We start from the raw sequence: 22,171 nt of genomic DNA, 5'->3' as shown, positions 1-22,171 counted from the left end.
ATACTCATGTGCCCCGCGGTAACGCGTCAGGCTGCTTCGCGGAAGCGGTAACCCACTCCGTAGAGCGTTTCAATCATATCAAAATCGTTGTCGACCATCTTGAATTTCTTGCGCAGCCGCTTGATGTGGCTGTCGATGGTGCGGTCGTCGACATAGACCTGCTCGTCATAGGCCGCGTCCATCAGCGCATCGCGGCTCTTGACGACGCCCGGGCGCTGCGCAAGCGAATGCAGGATCAGGAATTCGGTCACGGTCAGCGTCACCGGTTCGGCTTTCCAGGTGCAGGTGTGGCGCTCCTGGTCCATGACCAGTTGTCCGCGTTCCAGCGAGCGGGCGGGCTGTGCTGCACCGGGCTTCGGCGCGGTACCGCTTGTGCCTGCGGCCGCGGCTGCTTCCCGGCTCGAGGCGCGGCGCAGCACGGCGCGAACGCGCTCGACCAGCAGGCGCTGCGAGAACGGCTTGGTGATGAAATCGTCGGCGCCCATCTTGAGGCCGAAGAGCTCATCGATCTCCTCATCCTTGGACGTCAGGAAGATGACCGGCATGTCGGACTTCTGACGCAGGCGGCGCAGAAGCTCCATCCCGTCCATACGCGGCATCTTGATGTCGAAGATGGCGAGCTGCGGCGGACGGGCGATGAGACCATCGAGCGCCGAAGCGCCGTCCGTATATGTCTCGACCTTATATCCCTCGGCTTCCAGTGCGATCGACACTGACGTCAGGATGTTGCGGTCGTCGTCAACGAGCGCGATTGTCGGCATGGTGTTCGTCTCCGTCATTTATGCGCATCTCCCGGAATTTTTGATGTCCCCAGGCGGCCTCTCCAGCCGGATGCGCTTATGGAGGATAAAGGTGGAACAAATTGTGGCAAAGATAAAGGGGCGGATTGTTCGAATATTCCGGCTGCAATCAAAGGTGGTGCGACATACTGAACCAAACCATCCAGTTCAAACGATTTAAAAATAACGATTCTTATTTAAATCGATTAAATATATGATATCATTACACTTTTCGAATTACACTCTCTTGCTTTTTAAAATTTCCCACCTTAGGTTCGCGTCAGTTTTAACGGCTGTATGCCTGAGCAAAGGGAAGAGCGATGGAAACGTTCGGAGTTCATAACCCGGCGGTAGCGCTGGCGACGATCGGTTTGGAGGGCGCTGCAAGCGTCCGCTATAACTTTACCGCCGCCTCCCTCTATGAAGAGTCGATTCGCCGTGGAGAAGCCGAACTCACCGCCCAGGGCGCGCTGCGCGCATTGACCGGCCAGCACACCGGCCGTTCGCCGCGCGACAAGTTTGTCGTCCGCGATGCCGATACCGAAGCGCAGATCTGGTGGGACAACAACAAGCCGATGTCGCCGGAGCACTTCGCCGTGCTGCATGCCGACATGCTGGCTCACGCAAAGGGCAGGGAGCTTTTCGTGCAGGACCTGATTGGCGGTGCCGATGCCGGTCATGCTCTGCCGTCGCGTGTCGTCACCGAGTTTGCCTGGCACTCGCTGTTCATCCGCAATCTGCTGATCCGCCCGGAGCTCGAAGCGCTTAAGACCTTCGTGCCGAAGCTAACGATCATCGATCTGCCGAGCTTCAAGGCTGATCCGGACCGCCATGGCTGCCGTAGCGAAACGGTCATTGCCTGCGACCTGACCAAGGGTCTCGTGCTGATCGGCGGCACGTCCTACGCCGGTGAAATGAAGAAGTCGGTCTTCACCGTCCTCAACTACCTGCTTCCGGCCAAGGGCGTCATGCCGATGCACTGCTCGGCCAATGCCGGGCCGGATGGCGATAGTGCGGTTTTCTTCGGCCTGTCGGGAACCGGCAAGACGACACTGTCGGCCGATCCGGCCCGCACGCTGATCGGCGATGACGAGCATGGCTGGGGCGAAAACGGCATCTTCAACTTCGAAGGCGGCTGCTACGCCAAGACCATCCGTCTCTCGGCAGAAGCCGAACCAGAGATTTACGCGACGACGCAGCGCTTCGGCACGGTTCTCGAAAACGTCGTGCTGAACGAACAGCGCGAGCCGGATTTCGATGATGGCTCGTTGACGGAAAATACCCGCTGCGCCTATCCGTTGGACTTCATTCCGAATGCCTCGAAGACCGGTCTTGCCGCGCATCCGAAGACGATCATCATGCTGACGGCAGATGCTTTCGGGGTCATGCCGCCGATTGCCCGACTGACGCCTGAACAGGCCATGTATCACTTCCTGTCCGGCTACACCGCAAAGGTCGCGGGTACCGAAAAGGGGGTGACCGAACCGGAAGCAACCTTCTCGACCTGCTTCGGCGCCCCCTTCATGCCGCGTCATCCGGCTGAATACGGCAATCTGCTGAAGGAGCTGATCGGCCGTCACGGCGTCGAATGCTGGCTCGTCAACACCGGCTGGACCGGTGGCGCTTACGGCACCGGCAAGCGCATGCCGATCAAGGCGACGCGCGCTTTGCTGGCTGCGGCTCTCTCGGGCGAACTCGCCAGGGCCGATTTCCGCGCCGATGCGAACTTCGGCTTTGCCGTTCCGGTGTCGGTCGATGGTGTCGACAACGGTATCCTCGATCCGCGCTCGACCTGGGCCGATGCTGCAGCCTACGACCGCCAGGCCGAAAAGCTGGTTGGCATGTTCATCGCCAACTTCGCCAAGTTCGAGGACCATGTCGATGGTGGCGTCCGCGACGCGGCCCCGGGCCTGAAGATCGCTGCCGAATAATCTAAACGGCTGATGATTCACGTGAAACCCGGCGGGCGACCGCCGGGTTTTTCTTTGCGTGTTCCAAAAGTCCGGATGATGTGAGATAGGTCGAGAATGGCCAGCGACGCGCTCTATATCAACGACCGGATCACCATCGCCGGATGGGAGCTGACGGAACAGTTCGTTCTGGCAGGTGGCCCTGGCGGGCAAAACGTCAACAAGGTCTCGACCGCAGTCCAGCTGTTCTTCAGCCTGGAGAGCTCGCCATCCCTGCCGGAGCGCGTCAAGGCGAATGCAATCAAGCTCGCCGGAAGACGCATGTCGAAGGACGGCGTCTTGATGATCGAGGCAAGCCGCTTCCGCAGCCAGGACCGTAATCGCGAGGATGCCCGCGAGCGCCTCAAGGAGCTGGTTCTCGAAGCCGCCAAACCACCGCCGCCGCCGCGAAAGAAGACCCGCCCGACCAAAGGCTCTGTTGAGCGCCGTTTGAAGGAAAAGTCGGGACGATCCGAGGTCAAGAAGATGCGCGGCCGGCCGGCCGGAGACTGACATGCTCGAAATCTCCAGCGGCATCAGGCATTTTCCAAGTTATCTCGATCGCCCGCGTCAGGAGACGATGATCGAGACGATCCGCGAGATCGTCTCCGCCGCGCCTCTGTTCACGCCCGTCATGCCCGGCACCGGCAAACCGATGTCGGTGCGTATGAGCAATTGCGGCGAGCTTGGGTGGGTGACGGACAAGGAGCGCGGCTATCGCTATCAACCGGTCCATCCGCTGACTGGAGAGGTCTGGCCGCCCATCCCGAACGCACTCATGCAGATCTGGAACGACGTTTCCGGCTATCACCTGCCGCCGCAGGCCTGCCTCATCAATTTCTACGCCGACGACGCCAAGATGGGCCTGCACCAGGACAAGGACGAGCAGGATCTCCGCGCGCCGGTCGTTTCCGTCTCGCTTGGCAACACCTGCCTCTTTCGCATCGGCGGAACCACGCGAACCAACAGTACCCAATCGCTGAAGCTCGCAAGCGGCGACGTCATCGTCCTCGGCGGCGAAGGCCGCCTCTGCTTCCACGGTGTCGATCGCATCTATCCCGCCACCTCGACGCTGCTGAAAAGCGGCGGCCGGATCAATCTGACGTTAAGGCGTGTGACGCCGTGAATCCGGCTAAAGCTTCCTGAGAGCCACCTGTTCGATCAGGTGGTTTGGTCCCTTGCGCAGGATCAGATCGGCGCGGGGGCGGGTCGGCAGGATGTTCTGGCGCAGGTTCTTCAGGTTGATGTTGGCCCAGAGCCCCTCGGCGATGCCGAGCGCTTCCTTTTCGCTGATCGAGGCGTAGCGGTGGAAGTAGGAATTCGGGTCGCGGAAGGCGGTTTCGCGCAGGCGCATGAAGCGGTGCACGTACCAGTTATGGATCTGCTTCTCCTCGGCATCGATATAGATCGAGAAGTCGAAGAAATCGGAAACCATCGGCACGATCTTGCCGTCAGCCGGCAGATCCCGAGACTGCAGCACGTTGATGCCCTCGAAGATCAGGATGTCAGGCCGGTCGATGATCTTGTATTCGTTCGGGATGACGTCATAGACGAGGTGCGAGTAGATGGGCGCCTTGACGTCCGCCTGTCCCGCCTTGATCGCCGAAAGAAAACGCAGGATCGCTCCAGTGTCGTAGCTTTCCGGAAAGCCCTTGCGCTGCATCAGGTTTTCGCGTTCCAGCACGGCATTCGGATGCAGGAAGCCGTCGGTGGTGATCAGGTCGACCTTCGGGCTCGACGGCCAGCGGCGCAGCAGCTCTTTCAGGACGCGCGCGGTCGTCGATTTGCCGACGGCAACCGATCCGGCAATGCCGATCACGAAGGGTGTCTTGGCCACGCCCTCAAGATTGAGGAAGCGGTTGCGCTGTTCGAAGAGCAACTGCGACGACTCGACATGCGAGGACAGCAGGCGCGACAGCGAGAGGTAGATGCGCCTGACTTCGTCGAGGTCGATCGGATCGCCCATCGAGCGCAGCCGCGTGACTTCCTCGCTGGTCAGTGTCAGCGGCGTATCGGCGCGGAACTTCGACCATTCCTCAGAGGAAAAGAAGTGATAGGGCGAATAGGAATTCGCCTGGAAGTGATCGAGCGCCTCGGGCGCTCCGATGATTTGCGACACGATACTCATGAACTCTGCCGGCTGGCCTTTTCCTTGAGGCCGGACTGAGCGGTCCGCCGCTCAAGTTCGGCCATGACATCCTGCAACGGAATGCCTGCAATCTTCAATACGACCAAAAGGTGATAGAGGACATCGGCCGACTCATAGGTCAGGTTAACCCGGTCATCAGTCACCGCCGCCATCACGGCTTCGATTGCCTCTTCACCAAGCTTCTTGGCTGCTTTCGGCTGCCCGGCCAGGACAAGCTTGGCCGTCCAGGATTCGTCCGGAGATGCTTTCGACCGCTCGTCGACGATCTTTTCCAGATCGGAAAGGGAAAATCCGCTCATTCTATCGCTTTCACTCAGTCGAGCCGCATCGCAATGCCGTTTGAAGACATATAGCGCTTCGCTTCGCCGACGGAATAGGTGCCGAAATGGAAGATCGAAGCGGCCAGCACCGCCGTCGCATGGCCTTCCTTCACACCCGCCACAAGATCGTCGAGGCTGCCGACGCCGCCGGAGGCGATGACGGGGACGCGAACGCTGTCGGCAATCGCTCGCGTCAGCTCCAGATCGTAGCCGATCTTGGTACCGTCGCGATCCATCGAGGTCACGAGCAGCTCACCGGCGCCGCGGGCGACCATCTTCTGCGCGAACTCGACGGCATCGATGCCGGTCGCGTTGCGGCCACCATGGGTATAGATCTCCCAGGCGCTGAGGTTGTCCTGCCCGACGGCTTGCGTGCGGCGGCGCTTGGCGTCGATCGAGACGACAATGCACTGGTCGCCGAACTTGTCGGCAGCGTCGGCGACGAAATCAGGGTTGTTGACGGCGGCCGAATTGATCGAGACCTTGTCGGCGCCGCAGAGCAGCAGCTTGCGGATATCGGCAATGGTGCGAACACCGCCGCCGACCGTCAGCGGCATGAAGCACTGTTCGGCGGTGCGCGAAACGACGTCGAAGATCGTCTCGCGATTGTCCGATGACGCGGTGATGTCCAGAAAGCAGAGTTCGTCGGCACCGGCAGCGTCATAGGCTTTCGCGGCCTCGACGGGGTCACCGGCATCGATCAGATTGGTGAAGTTGACGCCCTTGACGACACGGCCGTCCTTGACGTCGAGGCAGGGGATGACACGGGCTTTCAGCGTCATTGTGCGATCTCCTTGGCGCGGGCCGCGTTGATCAGCGAAAGCGCTTCCGCCGGATCGATACGGCCATCATAGAGCGCGCGGCCGGAAATCGCGCCTTCGAGCTTGCGGGCATCCGGCCACAGCATCCGCTCGATATCGGCGATAGAGGCGAGGCCGCCCGAGGCAATGACGGGGATGGAGACGGCAGAAGCTAGTTCCAGCGTTGAGGCCCAGTTGATGCCGGCAAGGATGCCGTCACGGTCGATATCGGTATAGATGATCGCCGCGACACCGGCACCTTCGAATTTCTTCGCCAGCTCGATAATGCCGAGCTCCGAGGCCTCGGCCCAGCCCTCGACGGCGACCTTGCCGCCTTTGGCATCGATGCCCACGGCAACGCGGCCCGGAAAGGCCTTGCAGGCTTCGATGACAAGCGCCGGATCGCGAACCGCGACCGTGCCGAGAATGACGCGCGCCAGACCGCGCGACAGCCAGCTTTCGATATGATCGAGCGTGCGGATACCGCCGCCGAGCTGCACCGGGTTCTTCGTCGCTTTCAGTATCGCATCGACGGCCGCGCCGTTGACGCTCTCGCCGGCAAAGGCGCCGTTGAGATCGACGACATGCAGCCATTCGAAACCCTGGTCTTCGAAAGCTTTGGCCTGTGCGGCAGGGTCGGGATTGTAGACCGTCGCCTGGTCCATATCGCCGAGCTTCAGACGGACGCACTGGCCGTCCTTCAGGTCGATGGCGGGAAAGAGGATCATGATGTCTGTCCTTGCTTCGCGCGAGCCTTACGGCTTCCAGCGCAGGAAATTGGTGATCAGGGCGAGGCCGAGCTTCTGGCTCTTTTCCGGATGGAACTGGGCGCCCACCATGTTGTCGCGGCCGACAAAGGCGGTCATTGGACCGCCATACCCGGTGGTCGCGATGACATCAGACGCGTTTTCTGCCGCCAGATGATAGGAATGCACGAAATAGGCATGCAGCCCGTCCGATCCGGTGGGGATACCGTCGAAGAGCGGATGCGGAGACCTGATATCGAGCGTGTTCCAGCCGATCTGCGGGATCTTCAGCGAGGCATCGTCAGGCGTCATTTCCTTGACGTCGCCGGGAATCCAGCCGAAGCCTTGGGTGACCGTCTTTTCCAGACCGCGCGACGACATCAGCTGCATTCCGACGCAGATGCCGAGGAAGGGCTTTGCCTTCTTCTCGACCGCCTCGATCAGCACCTCGGCCATGCCAGGCACGGCATCGAGACCGCGGCGGCAATCGGCATAGGCGCCGACGCCGGGGAGCACGATCCGGTCCGCAGCGGCAACGTCTTCCGCCTTGTCCGTCAAATCGATATGGGCGTCGATACCGGCCTCGCGCGATGCGCGTTCAAAGGCTTTCGTTGCCGAGCGCAGATTGCCCGAGCCGTAGTCGATAATTGCGACGCGCATCAGCGTCCTCCATCAAAACCAAAGAGACCAAGAGACGTAGCGTTGCCGTGGCGGCCGGTGGAGCGTCGATGTCGCTCCCATTCCGGTGCCGGCACGCTGCTGTCCTGCTCGATGGTCTCGATACCGGAAAAATAGATCTCTTCGGCCGCATCGACGGAGTCGGCCGTAACGATGGCATCCTCGTTCCAGCCCTTGGCGGCGAGGCTGCGGATACGAAAGTTCTGCCCCTCGAGCGCAACGATCAGGCTGGCTGCGAGCGTGATCGCAAAGCCGGCCGGCCACAGACCCTGCCGCTCCATCAGAATGCCACCGATAGCCTGTGCGAGAAAAGCGGCGGCGGCATGCAGCCAGAGGCGATGAGCCAGCAGCCACAGCCATGGGAAGAAGAAACCAAGAAACGTGAAGCCGTCGCGGATGACGCGCGTCTTCTCGTGGCCGGTATCGGCTCCGTCAGGCGCGGTGAGAAACAGATAGCTGGAAGTCAATGTCGTCAAGCTCCCTTAAGGGGCTCAGACGAGCGTGCCCTTCGTCGAGGGAACACGGCCCGCCTGTCTCGGATCGATCTCTGTCGCCGTACGCAGCGCGCGGGCAACGGCCTTGAAGCAGGTCTCTGCAATATGGTGGTTGTTGGCACCATAATGGTTGAGCACATGCAAGGTGATGCCGGCGTTCTGCGCGAGCGCCTGGAAGAATTCGCGGACCAGCTCCGTATCGAACGTGCCGATCTTCGGCGCGCTGAACGCAACGTTCCAGACGAGGAACGGGCGGCCGGAAAGATCGACTGCGGCCTTTGTCATCGTCTCGTCCATGGCAAGGTCGATCGAGGCGTAGCGGGTAATGCCGCGGCGGTCGCCGAGCGCTTTCGAAATTGCCTGGCCGATCGCGATCCCGGTGTCTTCGACAGCGTGATGGTCGTCGACATGCAGATCGCCCTGTGTCTCGATCTCCATGTCGATGAGCGAATGTCGCGACAGCTGGTCGAGCATATGGTCGAAGAAGCCGACGCCCGTCGAAATCTTCGACTTGCCGGTGCCGTCGAGATTGACCGAAACCGAAACCGAGGTTTCGTTGGTCTTGCGGGAAACGGCGCCCGTGCGGCTTGCTGCTGTCTCGGCCATATGGCTGCTCCATCGGGAATGACGCGGGTTCCATATCAGGCGTTCCCTAAAATATCCAGAAGCGGGGCGGCAGAAAAACGGCGCCATTTGCAATCGGCCGAAGCCCACTTACATAGGTCTCAACAGGGCCGGTGAGCGGCCTGACCAGAAGCGCCCGGCATCCGGGCAAGGATGTTTTATGACAACGATTATTACAGTTCGAAAAGGCGGCAAGGTGGTCATGGCTGGCGATGGCCAAGTGAGCCTCGGCCAGACCGTCATGAAGGGCAATGCCCGCAAGGTTCGCCGTATCGGCAAGGGCGGCGAAGTGATCGCCGGTTTCGCCGGCGCCACTGCCGATGCCTTCACGCTGCTTGAGCGCCTCGAGAAGAAGCTGGAACAGTATCCGGGCCAGCTGATGCGCGCGGCCGTCGAGCTTGCCAAGGACTGGCGCACCGACAAATATCTGCGCAACCTCGAAGCCATGATGCTGGTGGCCGACAAGACTGTCACCCTTGCCGTCACCGGCAATGGCGACGTTCTTGAGCCGGAGCATGGCACGATGGCGATCGGCTCCGGTGGCAATTTTGCGCTCGCTGCATCGCTTGCGATGCTCGACAGCGATAAGTCGGCCGAAGAGGTTGCCCGCAAGGCGCTCGGTATCGCCGCCGATATCTGCGTCTATACCAACCACAACATCATCGTCGAAACGCTGGACACCGATGGCTGAGGACGGACCCCGCTATCATTTCCGCGATGTCGAGGCCGGGGACATCCCTGTGCTGAGCCGGTGGTTCGCAGAGCCGCATGTAGCGAAATGGTGGGACGGGGATCCGCAGCAGAATGCTGAGCATGTCGTCGAAGCCGTGGAAAGCATTGAAACGCGGCCAATGATCGTTGAGCTGGAAGGACAGCCGATCGCCTATCTCCAGCATTACGATCCGCATCTTGAAGACGGCCATCCTTATCAAGACCAGCCGAAAGGCACGCTCGGTCTCGATATCTCGATCGGCATTCCCCAGCTGATCGGCAAGGGCCACGGCAGCGCCATCATCCGGCAGATCGCCGGCGAGCTTTTCTCCGCGGGCACTACAAGGATCGTCATCGATCCTCATCCGGAAAACGAGGCGGCGATCCGGGCCTACGAGAAAGCCGGCTTTCGCTACGTCGATACAAGAACATCCATCTATGGTCCTGCCCATTTCATGGCGCTGGACGCACCCGAAGAAACGGATTTGCCATGACCACCTTTTCCCCCCGCGAGATCGTATCCGAACTCGATCGTCACATCATCGGCCAGCACGACGCCAAGCGCGCCGTGGCGATTGCGCTGCGCAACCGCTGGCGCCGCCAGCAGCTCGACGAGAGCCTGCGCGATGAAGTAATGCCGAAGAATATCCTGATGATCGGGCCGACAGGCGTCGGCAAGACGGAAATCTCCCGCCGTCTTGCCAAGCTCGCCGGCGCGCCTTTCATCAAGGTGGAAGCCACCAAGTTCACCGAAGTCGGCTATGTCGGCCGCGACGTCGAACAGATCATCCGTGACCTCGTCGAGATCGGCATCGGGCTCATTCGCGACAAGAAGCGCGCCGAAGTCGAAGCCAAGGCGCATATGAGCGCCGAAGAGCGCGTGCTCGATGCTCTGGTCGGCGCAACGGCCTCGCCTTCAACACGCGATAGCTTCCGCAAGAAGCTTCGCACCGGCGAGCTCGACGACAAGGAAATCGATATCGAAGTCGCCGATTCCGGTTCGGGCATGGGCGGCTTTGACATCCCCGGCATGCCGGGCGCCAATATCGGCGTTCTGAACCTGTCCGATATGTTCGGCAAGGCGATGGGCGGCCGTACCAAGAAGGTCCGCACGACGGTCAAGGCATCCTATACCGATCTGATCCGCGACGAATCCGACAAGCTGATCGACAACGAAGTCATCCAGCGCGAAGCGGTTCGCTCCGTCGAGAACGATGGCATCGTCTTCCTCGACGAGATCGACAAGATCGCTGCCCGCGATGGCGGCATGGGTGCCGGCGTGTCTCGCGAAGGTGTTCAGCGCGACCTGTTGCCGCTCGTTGAGGGAACGACGGTTTCGACCAAGTATGGTCCGGTCAAGACCGACCATATCCTGTTCATCGCGTCGGGCGCCTTCCACGTCTCGAAGCCTTCGGATCTTCTGCCGGAACTGCAGGGCCGCCTGCCGATCCGTGTCGAGCTCCGGCCGCTCAGCAAGGAGGATTTCCGCCGCATCCTGACGGAGACGGAGGCCAGCCTCATCCGCCAGTACCGGGCGCTGATGCAGACGGAAGAACTGAGCCTCGACTTCACCAGCGACGCGATCGACGCGCTTGCCGATGTTGCGGTTCACCTGAACTCGACGGTCGAGAATATCGGCGCCCGCCGCCTGCAGACGGTCATGGAGCGGGTGCTGGACGAAATCTCGTTCAACGCGCCGGATCGTGGCGGCAGCGCCGTGACCATCGATGCGGATTACGTCCGGGAACATGTCGGCGATCTCGCCAACAATACCGATCTCTCCCGGTTCATCCTTTAAATTTCCCAATGCGCGAAATGCTTTGCGTTTCGCGTAGGCGATTTTGACGATCGAACCCTCGACAGCGGGCCTTTTACTTTTTAGTGAAGGGCCCGGTTTCTTTTGCGGGCGCGGCTTTATTAGGACAAGATTCTGGTTCAGTCACCGCGCTTCGCAGACAGGACGACAAACTCGACGGGATAGCGGATCGTGCGACGCCTTTTGACATGCCTTCTGATCGCCGTAACGGCCTTCGCCTCGGCGCCGGCCTATGCCATGCAGACCGTGCCGCCCGGCAATCGCAACGTCGAGCAGCCGCCGGTCCCTGGCGCTTCGGTCCGCCGCACCAAGGGTACCAAGACGACCTTCGATCGCAAGTACGAGAAGATCTATGAGCTTCTGTCGACCGATCACGAGTTGATGGGCAAGATCCGCAAGACCGCCGCCGCCTATGGTATCGAACCGATCCATATCATCGGCGCGCTGGTCGGTGAGCATACCTACAATGTCGATGCCTATGACCGGCTGCAGTCCTATTACGTCAAGGCAGCGTCTTACGCAGGCGAAAGCTTCCGTTTTGCCTATGACGGCGAGGATGTCGATACCTTCATCGGCCGCCCGGAATTTGCCGGATGCAACGGCAAAAGCGATTCCTATCAGCTCTGGAGCTGCCGCGAGGACGTCTGGGAAACCGACTTCCGCGGCAAGACGGTCGGCGGCAAGAAATTTCCGGACAACCGCTTCAGCGCCGTCTTCTTCCAGCCCTTCTATGCCGGGCAGACTTTCGGCCTTGGGCAAATCAATCCGCTGACCGCCCTGATGCTGTCCGATCTCGTCACCCGCGTCTCGGGCTATCCGAAGCTCAGCGAGAAGGATGCCAGTGGCGTCTACAAGGCGATCATGCAGCCGGATATTTCTCTGGCCTTCGTTGCCGCCTCCGTCCGCACCTCGATCGACGACTACAAGCGGATCGCCGGCATGGATATCTCGGACAATCCGGGCCTGACGGCGACTCTCTACAATGTCGGCAACTCCCGCCAGCGTGCTTCGGCGATCGCAGCCAAAAACCACGGCGGTGCGACAGTTTGGCCGGAAGAGAACTATTACGGCTGGCTGATCAACGACAAGCTGGACGAGCTGAAGGCACTGAACTAACCTTCTGCCTTGCCGGGAAGGCCCAAATCTTCCACGAAAGGCTGAAATATCATGGACATGCGTCCGGATCCCTTCGTCCCACCCGCACCGGTGCCGCGCAGCGTGCCGCCGTCACGGCTGGAGATCATCCGCACCATCCTGCGCAATCCGTTGGAGCTCTGGGGCGAACCGTCCTACACGCTGCCTTGGATTAAGACCCGCTTCTTCCGTGACAGCACGATCATCGTCAACGATCCCGGCCTCATCAAGCATGTGCTGGTCGACAATGCTTCGAATTACCGGATGTCGGATATTCGCCAGCTGGTACTGCGGCCAATCCTGCGCGATGGTCTGCTGACCGCCGAAGGTCCTGTCTGGAAGCGTTCCCGCAAGGCCGTTGCCCCGGTTTTCACCCCACGGCACGCGAAGGGCTTCGCCGGGCAGATGCTGCAGCAGTCCGAGCTCTATGCGGAGAAATACGAGGCGGGCGGCAATTTCGATATCGCCGCCGATATGACCGAGCTCACCTTCGCGATCCTCGCCGATACGCTGTTTTCAGGCGAGATCGCCTCGGTCTCGGATAATTTCGCCGGTGACGTCAATGCGCTGCTGCATCGCATGGGCCGCGTCGATCCGATGGATCTGATGAGGGCGCCGTCCTGGGTGCCGCGCATCACGCGGATCGGCGGCCAGAAGATTCTCGATCAGTTCCGCAACATGGTTCACCGGACGATGGATCTGCGCCTCGAGCAGATGCGTGCCGACCGCGCCGCCGTGCCTGAGGATTTCCTGACGCTGCTGCTCGAACAGGCGGGGCCTGATGGCCTGACGAACGAGGAGATCGAGGACAATATCCTGACCTTCATCGGCGCCGGTCATGAAACCACGGCCCGTGCGCTCGCCTGGACGCTCTATTGCATCGCCAATAGCCCGCATATCCGCGAAGCGATGGAGGAAGAGATCGACCGCATTCTCGCAAGCGGTGCAGAGCCGGTCGAATGGCTGGATCTGATGCCGGTGACCCGGGCGGCCTTCGAAGAGGCGCTCCGTCTTTATCCGCCGGCGCCCTCTATCAACCGCGCGGCCATCGCTGATGACAGCTGGACCGATGCCAAGGGAGAGCGGGTCGATATCCATGCCGGCATGACGGTGCTGATCATGCCGTGGACGCTGCACCGCCACGAACTCTACTGGGAAAAACCGCGGGCCTATATGCCCGAACGCTTCCTGCCGGAAAACCGCGGGAAGATCGGCCGCTTCCAGTTCCTGCCCTTCGGAGCCGGACCGCGCGTCTGCATCGGCGCAACCTTCGCGTTGCAGGAAGCGGTGATTGCACTTGCGGTGCTGATGAAGCGCTTCCGCTTTGATGTCACCGAGAAAACCAACCCGTGGCCGGTGCAGAAACTGACGACGCAGCCGCAGAATGGCCTACCGATGCGGGTTACGCCCCGCACTCTTTCCGGTCAGGCATAAATCTTTCTAACTATTGAACAATTGACTATGAATGAAAGCGGCGCAAAGTGGCACCATCACCCTTTTCCGTCTGCCGGAGGAATATTGTATGAGCACCATTGAAAAGCACGGTCTGTCGATCGAGCCCGTCCTTCATGATTTTCTCGTCAAGGAAGCGCTGCCTGGTCTTGGCCTCGACGCGGAAGCATTTTTCGCCGGCTTCTCGAAGATCGTTCACGATCTCGCGCCGAAGAACCGCGAGCTACTCGCAAAGCGCGACAGTCTGCAGGCCGAGATCGACGGCTGGTACCGCAAGAATGGCGCGCCCGTTGATATGGAAGTCTACGAGGCCTTTCTGCGGCAGATCGGCTATCTCCTGCCCGAAGGCTCGGATTTCACCGTCTCGACCAGCAATGTCGATGCCGAGATTTCCTCGATCGCTGGTCCGCAGCTCGTCGTTCCGGTCATGAACGCCCGGTACGCACTGAATGCCGCCAATGCCCGCTGGGGCTCGCTCTACGATGCGCTCTACGGCACGGATGCAATTCCCGAGACCGACGGCGCGGAGAAGGGCAGGGGCTACAATCCGAAGCGCGGTGAAAAGGTCATCGCCTGGGTTCGCGACTTCCTGGACAGTGCCGTGCCGCTCGAAGGCGGCTCCTGGAAAGATGTCGGCAGCCTGAAGGTTGAGGGTTCAACGCTTGCGATCACCGACGTCGATGGAGAAGCGTTGCCGCTGAAGGACGCCGCACATTTCGCCGGCTACCGGGGCTCTGCCGAAGCGCCCACCCACATCCTGCTCAAGAATAACGGCATTCACATCGAGATCGTCATCGACTCGTCGACGGCCATCGGCAAGACCGATCCGGCTGGCATCTCGGATGTCTGGCTGGAATCGGCGATCACGGCCATCATGGACTGCGAAGATTCGATCGCTGCCGTCGATGCCGAAGACAAGGTGGTCGTCTACAGGAACTGGCTCGGCCTGATGAAGGGCGATCTGCAGGAGGAAGTCTCGAAGGGCGGTTCGTCCTTCATCCGCAAGCTCAATCCGGATAGCGAGATCACGGCGCCTGATGGCTCCACCTTCGAGCTGCACCGCCGCTCGCTGATGCTGGTGCGCAATGTCGGCCACCTGATGACCAATCCGGCGATTCACGACCGGGATGGCAACGAAGTGCCTGAGGGCATCATGGACGCGGTCGTGACGGGTCTGATCGCGCTTTACGACGTCGGCCCGAACGGCCGCCGCAAGAACTCGCGCGAGGGTTCGATGTATGTCGTCAAGCCGAAGATGCACGGCCCCGAGGAAGTCGCCTTCGCCGTCGAAATCTTCGGGCGCGTCGAAGAGCTGCTCGGCATGCCCACGAATATCATCAAGATGGGCATCATGGATGAAGAGCGCCGCACAACGGTCAATCTCAAGGAATGCATCCGCGCCGCGCGGGAGCGCGTCGTCTTCATCAACACCGGTTTCCTCGATCGCACCGGCGACGAAATCCATACCTCGATGGAAGCGGGCCCGATGATCCGCAAGGGGGACATGAAGCAGGCGGCCTGGATCTCGGCCTACGAGAACTGGAACGTCGATATCGGTCTCGAATGCGGCCTGTCCGGCCATGCCCAGATCGGCAAGGGCATGTGGGCGATGCCCGACCTGATGGCGGCGATGCTGGAACAGAAGATCGCTCATCCGAAAGCGGGTGCCAATACGGCCTGGGTACCATCGCCGACAGCCGCAACCCTGCATGCCACGCATTATCACAAGATCAATGTTGCCGGCGTTCAACGCGGCCTGAAAGACCGGGCTCGGGCAAAGCTGTCGGATATTCTCTCGGTGCCCGTCGCGCCGCGGCCGAACTGGACGCCCGAGGAAATCCAGCGCGAACTCGACAACAACGCCCAGGGCATTCTCGGCTATGTCGTCCGCTGGGTCGACCAGGGCGTCGGCTGCTCGAAAGTCCCTGACATCAACAACGTGGGCCTGATGGAGGACCGTGCGACGCTTCGCATCTCCGCCCAGCACATGGCGAACTGGCTGTATCACAAGGTCGTCACCAAAGCGCAGATCGTCGAGACGATGAAGCGAATGGCCGCCGTCGTCGATCAGCAGAATGCCGGCGATGCCGCCTACCAGCCGATGGCCGGCAATTTCGATCGCTCGATTGCCTTCCAGGCTGCCGTCGATCTCGTGCTCAAGGGTCGAGAACAGCCGAACGGCTACACCGAGCCGGTTCTCCATCGCCGCCGGCTGGAGCTGAAAGCCGCGCAACCGGCCTGAGACTTGAAAGAATAAAACGAGAAAGGCCGCCGGAAGCAATTCCGGCGGCCTTTTCTTGTAGCGTATCAGGCAAAGCGCTTACTGAATAACGATGACCTTCGAGGTCGCGCGGCCCGGACGGACGCGGCTGTAGAGGTCGATTACGTCCTGGTTCATCAGGCGGATGCAGCCCGACGAAGCGGCGGTGCCGATCGAAGCCCATTCCGGCGTGCCGTGCAGGCGGAACAGCGTGTCCTGGCCCTGCTCGTTGAAAAGATACATGGCGCGGGCGCCGAGCGGATTGGTCAGGCCCGGATCCATGCCGTTTTCAACATACTTGGCGATCTCAGGACGGCGGACCGCCATTTCCTTCGGCGGGTGCCAGTTCGGCCATTCCTGCTTCCAGGCAACGTAGGCGGTGCCTGCCCATGCAAAGCCTGCCTTGCCGACGCCGATGCCGTAGCGCATCGCCTTGCCGCCGGGCAGGATATAGTAGAGGTGCCGCTCGCGGGTGTTGACGATGATCGTGCCCGGGCGCTCGTCGCTCTGGTAGCTGACGATCTGGCGGCGGAATTCCGGCTTCACGCGCTGGATCGGGATGGCGGGCAGTGAGTATCCGGCATCCGTCTTGACGCCATAGGCGTCGTCGAAAATCTGCGCCGTCTGGACAGTCGGGCCAGCGGCCTTATCTTCGACGGAAGCGCTCTCGGAGCTGGTAGAGCAACCGGCGAGGGCAAGTGTTGCCATCAGGCCGAATACAGGGAATGCATTGCGGATGCGCATGGATATCTCTTAAGTTTTTGGGCAATCAGGGAGGGGTCGCCGAACCATCTTTGATTATGGTTTATTTTCGATTAACTTCGGCTTTGCAAGATGCTGCATCGCGACAAAAGTTACCCGCAGCGGCAAATTAAAAGCGCATTGCTTTTTTGCAACAACAAGCACCCTCTTCCGGCGGTTATCCATGACGATTTTGAGCGTTTACAATAACAATCCGTTAATAGATGGCCGGCAATCGGACAGAGCTATGCTTGTGCGCCGCGGGACTCAGATTTTACTTCACGACATGCGTCACGCGCTGCTTCCCGAACTGCCGCTGGCAAGCGGCAGGCGGGCCGACCTGATCACCATTTCCGAGAAGGGCGAAATCTGGATCATCGAGATCAAGACGTCGATCGAGGACTTCAGGGTCGATCGCAAATGGCCGGAATACCGCGCCCATTGCGACCGCCTTTTCTTCGCCACTCACAAGGATGTTCCGCTCGACATCTTCCCGGAGGAGTGCGGCCTGTTTCTATCCGACGGCTACGGCGCGCACATGATCCGCGAGGCGCCTGAACACCGTCTGGCACCGGCGACCCGCAAGTCGGTGATGCTGAATTTCTCGCGCGCCGCCGCCCAGCGGTTGATGATGGCTGAATGGGCGAACGGCAAGCCGCTCGCCATCGACGATATCTGAGGACGGTTTTTAGGCGCGCCTACTTCGGCGCGCGCTTGGCGAGAATACGCTGCAGCGTCCGCCTGTGCATGTTGAGCCGCCGCGCCGTTTCCGAAACATTGCGCTCACACATCTCGTAGACGCGCTGGATATGTTCCCAGCGCACCCGGTCGGCCGACATCGGGTTCTCCGGCAGTTCGGCCTTTTCGCCCGGGCGCTGCGTCAGTGCCGCAAACACGTCGTCGGCGTCGGCAGGTTTTGCAAGATAGTCGACCGCGCCGAGCTTCACCGCAGTCACTGCCGTGGCGATATTACCGTAGCCGGTCAAAACGATGATGCGGGTATCATCGCGGCGCTGGCGGATCGCTTCGATGACGTCGAGCCCGTTTCCATCGCCGAGACGAAGATCGACCACCGCATATTTCGGCGGATGCGCCTTCGACTTCGCAACACCTTCCGCAACGGACTCGGCCGTCTCGACCGCAAAGCCCCGCGTTTCCATAGCCCGCGCCAGACGCCGCAGAAACGGGCCGTCGTCATCGACGATCAACAGGCTCGCATCGGGACCGATATCGTGCTCGGAGATTGCAAGGATTTCGCTGGTCTGTTCGTTCATGGTCTTCAATCCCGGCGGTTGCGCGCCCTGATATACGTCAACTGCTCATGTCTTTATGCCGATAAAGTCATTTTGTCGAATGGGCATCTATCAGCATGCGCGGCCATTCGACACGGATCCGGGCGCCCTCGCTTTCGGGATCGCGGTTCTCGAAGACCAGCGCCGCGCCAGAGCGTTCAAGCAGCGTCTTGGCAATGAAAAGCCCGAGCCCCAGGCCGCCTGCGGTGTCTTCCTTCTGCCGCCTGGTCATGTAGGGTTCGCCGATCCGGGTCAGGATGTCGGGTGCATAACCGTTGCCGTCATCCTCGATGATGATCAGGACACGGCGATGGTCGTGTTCGACGGTTATGGTCACTTTCTCGCGAGCATAGTCGACGGCATTCTCGATCAGGTTTCCGAGACCGTACATGATGCCGGCATTGCGCTCGGTTACCGGCTCGCCCTTGCGCGGGCTCTTCTCGATCAGCTCAAGCGTGATACCGGATTCGCGATAGGGCTCGACGATCTCCTCAACCATCGACGACAGCGGCAGCCGGCGCATATGCGCATCGCCTTCCGCAGACAGGCTCGTCAACCGTTTCAGGATATCGCGGCACCGTTCGCTCTGGCTGCGCAGAAGCTGCACATCCTCACGAAACCGGTCATCGTCCTTCAGCTCGCGTTCCATCTCCTTGGCAACGACGCTGATCGTCGCCAGCGGCGTGCCGAGTTCATGGGCGGCGGCGGCGGCAAGACCGTCGAGCTGCGAGAGATGCTTCTCCCGCTGCAGCACCAGTTCGGTTGCCGCAAGGGCATCGGCAAGCTGGCTTGCCTCCATCGACACGCGGTAGGCGTAGAAGGCCGCAAAGGCCATCGTCGAGGCAATCGAGCACCAGACGCCGAACTGCATGACGTTGTGGACGTTGATCTCGACGCCGTCGAACCAGGGAAGCGGGAAGGGCGAAAAGGCAAGAATGGTGATGCAGACCATCGCAAAGACGATCAGCGCCGTGCTGTAGCGGATCGGCTGCGAGGCAAAGGAGATGATGACGGGGACACAGACCAGAGCGGCGAACGGATTGGCAAGCCCGCCGGTGATGAAAAGCAGCGCCGAAAGCTGCAGCAGATCGAGCCCGAGCAGCGCAAAGGCGGCCGGCGGTTCCAGGCGATGTGTCGCCGGGTAACGAATGGTCAGATAGAAGTTCACCCAGGCGAGCGCGGCAATCAGCGAGCAGCTGGCGATTAGCGGCAAAGGAAATTTCAGCCAGAAGGCGACGATGAACACCGTCACCGCCTGACCGGCGACTGCAAGCCAGCGCAATCGCACGATCGTCTGCAGCCGGAGTCTGCGGCTGCTATGCCTGTCTTCCTGCGTCTTGCTCTCGGCGTCATCCACCATCGTCATGTCCTTATGTACCACGCGGCCTCACGCGTGTCGTCGGCGCTGCCTCTTCCGGCCGCTCGGGCCAGGGATGCCGCGGATAGCGCCCGCGCATCTCGGCGCGCACGTCCTTCCACGATCCGGCCCAGAATCCCGGCAGGTCGCGTGTCGTCTGGATCGGCCGGTGCGCCGGCGATGTCAATTCGAGAAGCAGCGGCAGGCGGCCGCCGCTGATCGCCGGATGCTCCCGGAGGCCGAAAAGCTCCTGCACCCGGATCGTCAGCAACGGCTCCTCGCCGTCATACTGGATTGGATGGCGCTGCCCGGTCGGGGCCTCGAAATGCGTCGGCGCCAGCCGCGCCAGATCGCGCTGCAGGGCGTGCGGCACAAGTGCCATCAAGCCGTTCGACAACGAGCCTGCGGAGATCTCGGCAATGCCGCGGGCCTCCCCCTGGAACGGCACGAACCAGTCGTCGAGCCGCGCCAGCAGCGCCCCATCGCTCATGTCGGGCCACGGATCGCCGATCGTCCGGTGCAGGAAGCCGATCCGGTCGCGAAGCTGGGCGGCTTCCTTGGAAAAAGGCAGCGGCCCAAGTCCGAGCTGGCGCACGCCGTCGGCCAGCGCTCTGCCGACTGCTTCGCCGCTGGGCCTCGGCAAGGGCGTCTCGTCGAAGACGATGGCGCCGAGCCGCGTTGCCCGCCGGGCCCGCACCTGCTTGCTCGCCAGATCGAAATAGGTCTGCTCGCCGCTCTTGATGGCGCCGGGAAGCTCGGCTTCGACATCGCTTCGCGAGATCTCGGCGGCGGCAAGGATACGTGCCTGCGCAGCCCGTCCCGTCAGGTCGGCAATCACCAGCATCTGGCTGCCGGCCAGCCGTTCGGTTTCGGCAAGCTCCGCGCCGCGGCCATTCGCCATCACATACCGCCCGCGAGCGCCGCGCTGCAGCGCCACCCGATCCGGGAAGGCATGCAGCAGCAGCTGTCCGGCCGTCGGCGGCGTCGGCGATGATGTCTTGTCGAGACCGGCAGCCAGCCGCTGGGCCAACCTGCGTGCCGATTCGGCCCGCTCGCCTTTTTCCGTCTTGAACCGCCGCAGCCGGTCCTCGAGATCGAGGCTCGTTCCGCCGAGTCCCTGTTCGGTCATCAGCACGGCAAGCAAGGCCGCTTCCTTGGCATCGCCGTTCTCCCCCGCCGAAACCACCATCGCCGCCAGCCGCGGCGGCAGCGCGAGCTCGCGTATCGTCCGGCCGCGTGCCATCAGGCCTCCATCGCTGCCGAGCGCGCCGAGATCGGCAAGCAGTGTCCGCGCCTCGGCAAGCGTGGTTGCCGGCGGCTGATCGGCAAAGGCGAGGGTAGCAGGGTCCTGTACGCCCCAATGCGCCAGATCGAGCAGCAGTCCGGAGAGATCGCTCGACAGGATTTGCGGCGGCGTAAAGGCGGGCAGGGCCGCCGTCTGGCCCTGATGCCAGAGGCGGATGGCGATGCCGAGCTCGGTGCGTCCCGCACGGCCTGCCCGCTGGTCGGCGGACGCGCGGGAGACCCGCACCGTCTCGAGCCGCGTGATTCCGGTCGAGGCCTCGAAAACAGGCAGACGCTGCAATCCGCTGTCGACAACCACGCGTACGCCGTCGATGGTGATCGAGGTCTCGGCAATCGACGTAGCGAGCACGATCTTTCGTTTGCCTGGCGGCGCCGGGCGGATCGCGGCATCCTGTTCCTTCTGGCTGAGATTGCCATAGAGCGGGGCAATCAGCGTGTCGTCGCCAAACCGGCCGGTCAGCCGCTCCGCAGTGCGCAGGATCTCGGCCTGCCCGGGAAGGAAGGCGAGGATCGAACCGCCCTCTTTCAGGTGGCAGTCGAGGATTGCCTTGGTGACGGCGTCCTCGATGCGTTCGCCGCCCGGCCGGTCCTGATAGCGGATCTCGACAGGAAAACTGCGCCCCATGCTTTCGATGACAGGTGGGTTGCCGAGCAAAGCTGCGACCCGCTCGACATCGAGCGTCGCCGACATCACCAGGATGCGCAGATCTTCGCGCAGCGCGCCCTGGACGTCGATCGCCAGCGCCAGCCCGAAATCGGCATCCAGCGAACGCTCATGGAATTCGTCGAAGATCACGGCCGAAACGCCGGATAGTTCCGGATCGTCGAGGATCATCCGGGCAAAGACGCCTTCGGTGACCACCTCGATGCGCGTGGCTGCCGAGATCCGGTTATCGAGACGCATGCGATAGCCGACGGTCTGTCCCACCTGTTCGCCGAGCAGCGATGCCATGCGGCCTGCCGCGGCGCGCGCCGCCAGCCGCCGCGGCTCAAGCAGAATGATCTTGCCGTCGCCGCGCCAGGACTGCTGCAGCAGGAAGAGCGGAACCAGTGTCGTCTTGCCGGCGCCGGGCGGCGCCGAAAGCACGGCACGGCGATACTCGCCGAGCGCGCTGCCGATTGCAGGCAGGACGTCGGAGACTGGCAATGTTGGAAGAGACACTATGTCCGTTACCCCTGCGGTCGATCGATCCACTCACCGCTATCGGATGAGCGTCCCTGTAAGAAAACTGCCGCGAAATTAGCGATCGCCGGGGGTTGCGCAAGCCGTTCCGGCATTGGGGTGCCCCGTTCCTATATAAGGCGAGCGGGAAACCGGGTATTTTCGAAGCAATAACGGGGCTGGGGAGCTCCAGCATCAAAGCCGGGCAGAATGAGATCGGCGGCAATCAAACAGATCGCGAGAATCTCCGAGCCAAATCAATCTGTTACAAAAATGTCAAAAAACTTTGTTGGGTGCTGTTGACTGTTATCGGGTGATAGCCGTATAAGCCGCGTCACTGAACGAGGGCGGCGGCGCTGCAGGCGACGAAGTCTTTCGCTCTAGGATTTCTTGAAGGTTGGC

Annotated in this window: 22 protein-coding genes; 10 read left to right on the top strand and 12 right to left on the bottom strand. The window is 61.5% G+C overall.

Going from position 1 to position 22,171, the window contains the following annotated elements; genetic code table 11:
• Positions 1-26 precede the first annotated feature (26 nt).
• Complete coding sequence (locus AC1DIJ_RS07625; protein ID WP_310296724.1) at positions 27-761, bottom strand: response regulator transcription factor; 735 nt, start codon at positions 759-761, stop codon at positions 27-29.
• Positions 762-1,099: 338 nt separating this feature from the next.
• On the opposite strand from AC1DIJ_RS07625, the gene AC1DIJ_RS07620 reads away from it, so the two are divergent.
• The 3 genes from AC1DIJ_RS07620 to AC1DIJ_RS07610 all read left to right on the top strand — a co-directional run bounded on the left by AC1DIJ_RS07620 (position 1,100) and on the right by AC1DIJ_RS07610 (position 3,854).
• Entirely contained in the window at positions 1,100-2,710 is a 1,611-nt protein-coding gene (locus AC1DIJ_RS07620) for a phosphoenolpyruvate carboxykinase (RefSeq protein WP_112386034.1), read from the top strand.
• 96 nt (positions 2,711-2,806) lie between these two features.
• A complete protein-coding gene (arfB, locus tag AC1DIJ_RS07615) occupies positions 2,807-3,241 on the top strand; it encodes an alternative ribosome rescue aminoacyl-tRNA hydrolase ArfB (protein WP_112386035.1) in 435 nt (144 codons plus the stop codon).
• Between the two features lies 1 nt (position 3,242).
• Entirely contained in the window at positions 3,243-3,854 is a 612-nt protein-coding gene (locus tag AC1DIJ_RS07610; protein ID WP_112386036.1) for an alpha-ketoglutarate-dependent dioxygenase AlkB, read from the top strand.
• A 6-nt stretch (positions 3,855-3,860) separates the two neighbouring features.
• On the opposite strand, the gene coaA is transcribed toward AC1DIJ_RS07610, so the two are convergent.
• From coaA to hisB, 7 genes are read right to left on the bottom strand one after another with little or no spacing between them, the layout of a single operon-like run.
• Positions 3,861-4,856: a type I pantothenate kinase gene (gene coaA / locus AC1DIJ_RS07605; RefSeq protein WP_112386037.1), complete on the bottom strand. Its 996-nt coding sequence runs from the start codon at positions 4,854-4,856 to the stop codon at positions 3,861-3,863.
• The gene (locus AC1DIJ_RS07600) at positions 4,853-5,176 is read right to left on the bottom strand and encodes a phosphoribosyl-ATP diphosphatase (RefSeq protein ID WP_112386038.1); all 324 of its coding nucleotides are present in this window, start codon (positions 5,174-5,176) and stop codon (positions 4,853-4,855) included. The genes coaA and AC1DIJ_RS07600 overlap by 4 nt, the downstream gene beginning before the upstream one ends.
• 14 nt (positions 5,177-5,190) lie before the next feature.
• Positions 5,191-5,979: an imidazole glycerol phosphate synthase subunit HisF gene (gene hisF, locus AC1DIJ_RS07595; protein WP_112386039.1), complete on the bottom strand. Its 789-nt coding sequence runs from the start codon at positions 5,977-5,979 to the stop codon at positions 5,191-5,193.
• Positions 5,976-6,725, bottom strand: a complete 750-nt coding sequence (hisA, locus tag AC1DIJ_RS07590) for a 1-(5-phosphoribosyl)-5-[(5-phosphoribosylamino)methylideneamino]imidazole-4-carboxamide isomerase (protein WP_477831366.1) — start codon at positions 6,723-6,725, stop codon at positions 5,976-5,978. Before hisA ends, hisF begins: the two co-directional genes overlap by 4 nt.
• 27 nt (positions 6,726-6,752) lie before the next feature.
• The gene (hisH, locus tag AC1DIJ_RS07585) at positions 6,753-7,403 is read right to left on the bottom strand and encodes an imidazole glycerol phosphate synthase subunit HisH (protein ID WP_112386041.1); all 651 of its coding nucleotides are present in this window, start codon (positions 7,401-7,403) and stop codon (positions 6,753-6,755) included.
• Positions 7,403-7,888, bottom strand: coding sequence for a DUF2628 domain-containing protein (locus AC1DIJ_RS07580; RefSeq protein WP_112386042.1), 486 nt, complete (start codon positions 7,886-7,888; stop codon positions 7,403-7,405). The genes hisH and AC1DIJ_RS07580 overlap by 1 nt, the downstream gene beginning before the upstream one ends.
• A gap of 24 nt (positions 7,889-7,912) precedes the next feature.
• The gene (hisB, locus tag AC1DIJ_RS07575; protein WP_112386043.1) at positions 7,913-8,521 is read right to left on the bottom strand and encodes an imidazoleglycerol-phosphate dehydratase HisB; all 609 of its coding nucleotides are present in this window, start codon (positions 8,519-8,521) and stop codon (positions 7,913-7,915) included.
• Positions 8,522-8,699: 178 nt separating this feature from the next.
• On the opposite strand from hisB, the gene hslV reads away from it, so the two are divergent.
• From hslV to AC1DIJ_RS07545, 6 genes are all read left to right on the top strand, one after another.
• Positions 8,700-9,230, top strand: coding sequence for an ATP-dependent protease subunit HslV (hslV, locus tag AC1DIJ_RS07570; protein ID WP_112386044.1), 531 nt, complete (start codon positions 8,700-8,702; stop codon positions 9,228-9,230).
• Positions 9,223-9,744 carry a GNAT family N-acetyltransferase gene (locus AC1DIJ_RS07565; protein ID WP_112386045.1) on the top strand — a complete coding sequence of 174 codons (522 nt, stop codon included), beginning with the start codon at positions 9,223-9,225 and terminating at the stop codon, positions 9,742-9,744. Before hslV ends, AC1DIJ_RS07565 begins: the two co-directional genes overlap by 8 nt.
• Positions 9,741-11,048, top strand: a complete 1,308-nt coding sequence (gene hslU / locus AC1DIJ_RS07560) for an ATP-dependent protease ATPase subunit HslU (RefSeq protein WP_112386046.1) — start codon at positions 9,741-9,743, stop codon at positions 11,046-11,048. Before AC1DIJ_RS07565 ends, hslU begins: the two co-directional genes overlap by 4 nt.
• A gap of 189 nt (positions 11,049-11,237) precedes the next feature.
• Positions 11,238-12,182 carry a DUF1402 family protein gene (locus AC1DIJ_RS07555; RefSeq protein ID WP_112386047.1) on the top strand — a complete coding sequence of 315 codons (945 nt, stop codon included), beginning with the start codon at positions 11,238-11,240 and terminating at the stop codon, positions 12,180-12,182.
• 51 nt (positions 12,183-12,233) lie between these two features.
• Positions 12,234-13,634, top strand: a complete 1,401-nt coding sequence (locus AC1DIJ_RS07550) for a cytochrome P450 (RefSeq protein ID WP_112386048.1) — start codon at positions 12,234-12,236, stop codon at positions 13,632-13,634.
• A gap of 88 nt (positions 13,635-13,722) precedes the next feature.
• Complete coding sequence (locus AC1DIJ_RS07545) at positions 13,723-15,894, top strand: malate synthase G (protein WP_112386049.1); 2,172 nt, start codon at positions 13,723-13,725, stop codon at positions 15,892-15,894.
• A gap of 78 nt (positions 15,895-15,972) precedes the next feature.
• On the opposite strand, the gene AC1DIJ_RS07540 is transcribed toward AC1DIJ_RS07545, so the two are convergent.
• Entirely contained in the window at positions 15,973-16,656 is a 684-nt protein-coding gene (locus AC1DIJ_RS07540) for a L,D-transpeptidase (protein ID WP_112386050.1), read from the bottom strand.
• Between the two features lie 181 nt (positions 16,657-16,837).
• On the opposite strand from AC1DIJ_RS07540, the gene AC1DIJ_RS07535 reads away from it, so the two are divergent.
• Complete coding sequence (locus tag AC1DIJ_RS07535) at positions 16,838-17,332, top strand: MmcB family DNA repair protein (protein ID WP_112386051.1); 495 nt, start codon at positions 16,838-16,840, stop codon at positions 17,330-17,332.
• 19 nt (positions 17,333-17,351) lie between these two features.
• On the opposite strand, the gene AC1DIJ_RS07530 is transcribed toward AC1DIJ_RS07535, so the two are convergent.
• From AC1DIJ_RS07530 to hrpB, 3 genes are all read right to left on the bottom strand, one after another.
• The gene (locus AC1DIJ_RS07530) at positions 17,352-17,927 is read right to left on the bottom strand and encodes an ActR/PrrA/RegA family redox response regulator transcription factor (RefSeq protein WP_112386052.1); all 576 of its coding nucleotides are present in this window, start codon (positions 17,925-17,927) and stop codon (positions 17,352-17,354) included.
• A gap of 67 nt (positions 17,928-17,994) precedes the next feature.
• Entirely contained in the window at positions 17,995-19,305 is a 1,311-nt protein-coding gene (locus tag AC1DIJ_RS07525) for an ActS/PrrB/RegB family redox-sensitive histidine kinase (protein WP_112386075.1), read from the bottom strand.
• Positions 19,306-19,315: 10 nt separating this feature from the next.
• A complete protein-coding gene (gene hrpB, locus AC1DIJ_RS07520) occupies positions 19,316-21,772 on the bottom strand; it encodes an ATP-dependent helicase HrpB (RefSeq protein ID WP_477831383.1) in 2,457 nt (818 codons plus the stop codon).
• Positions 21,773-22,171: the final 399 nt, after the last annotated feature.

The organism is Rhizobium sp. 10N427 (genome assembly GCF_056394605.1).
This window is presented reverse-complemented; position numbering and strand designations above follow the sequence as displayed.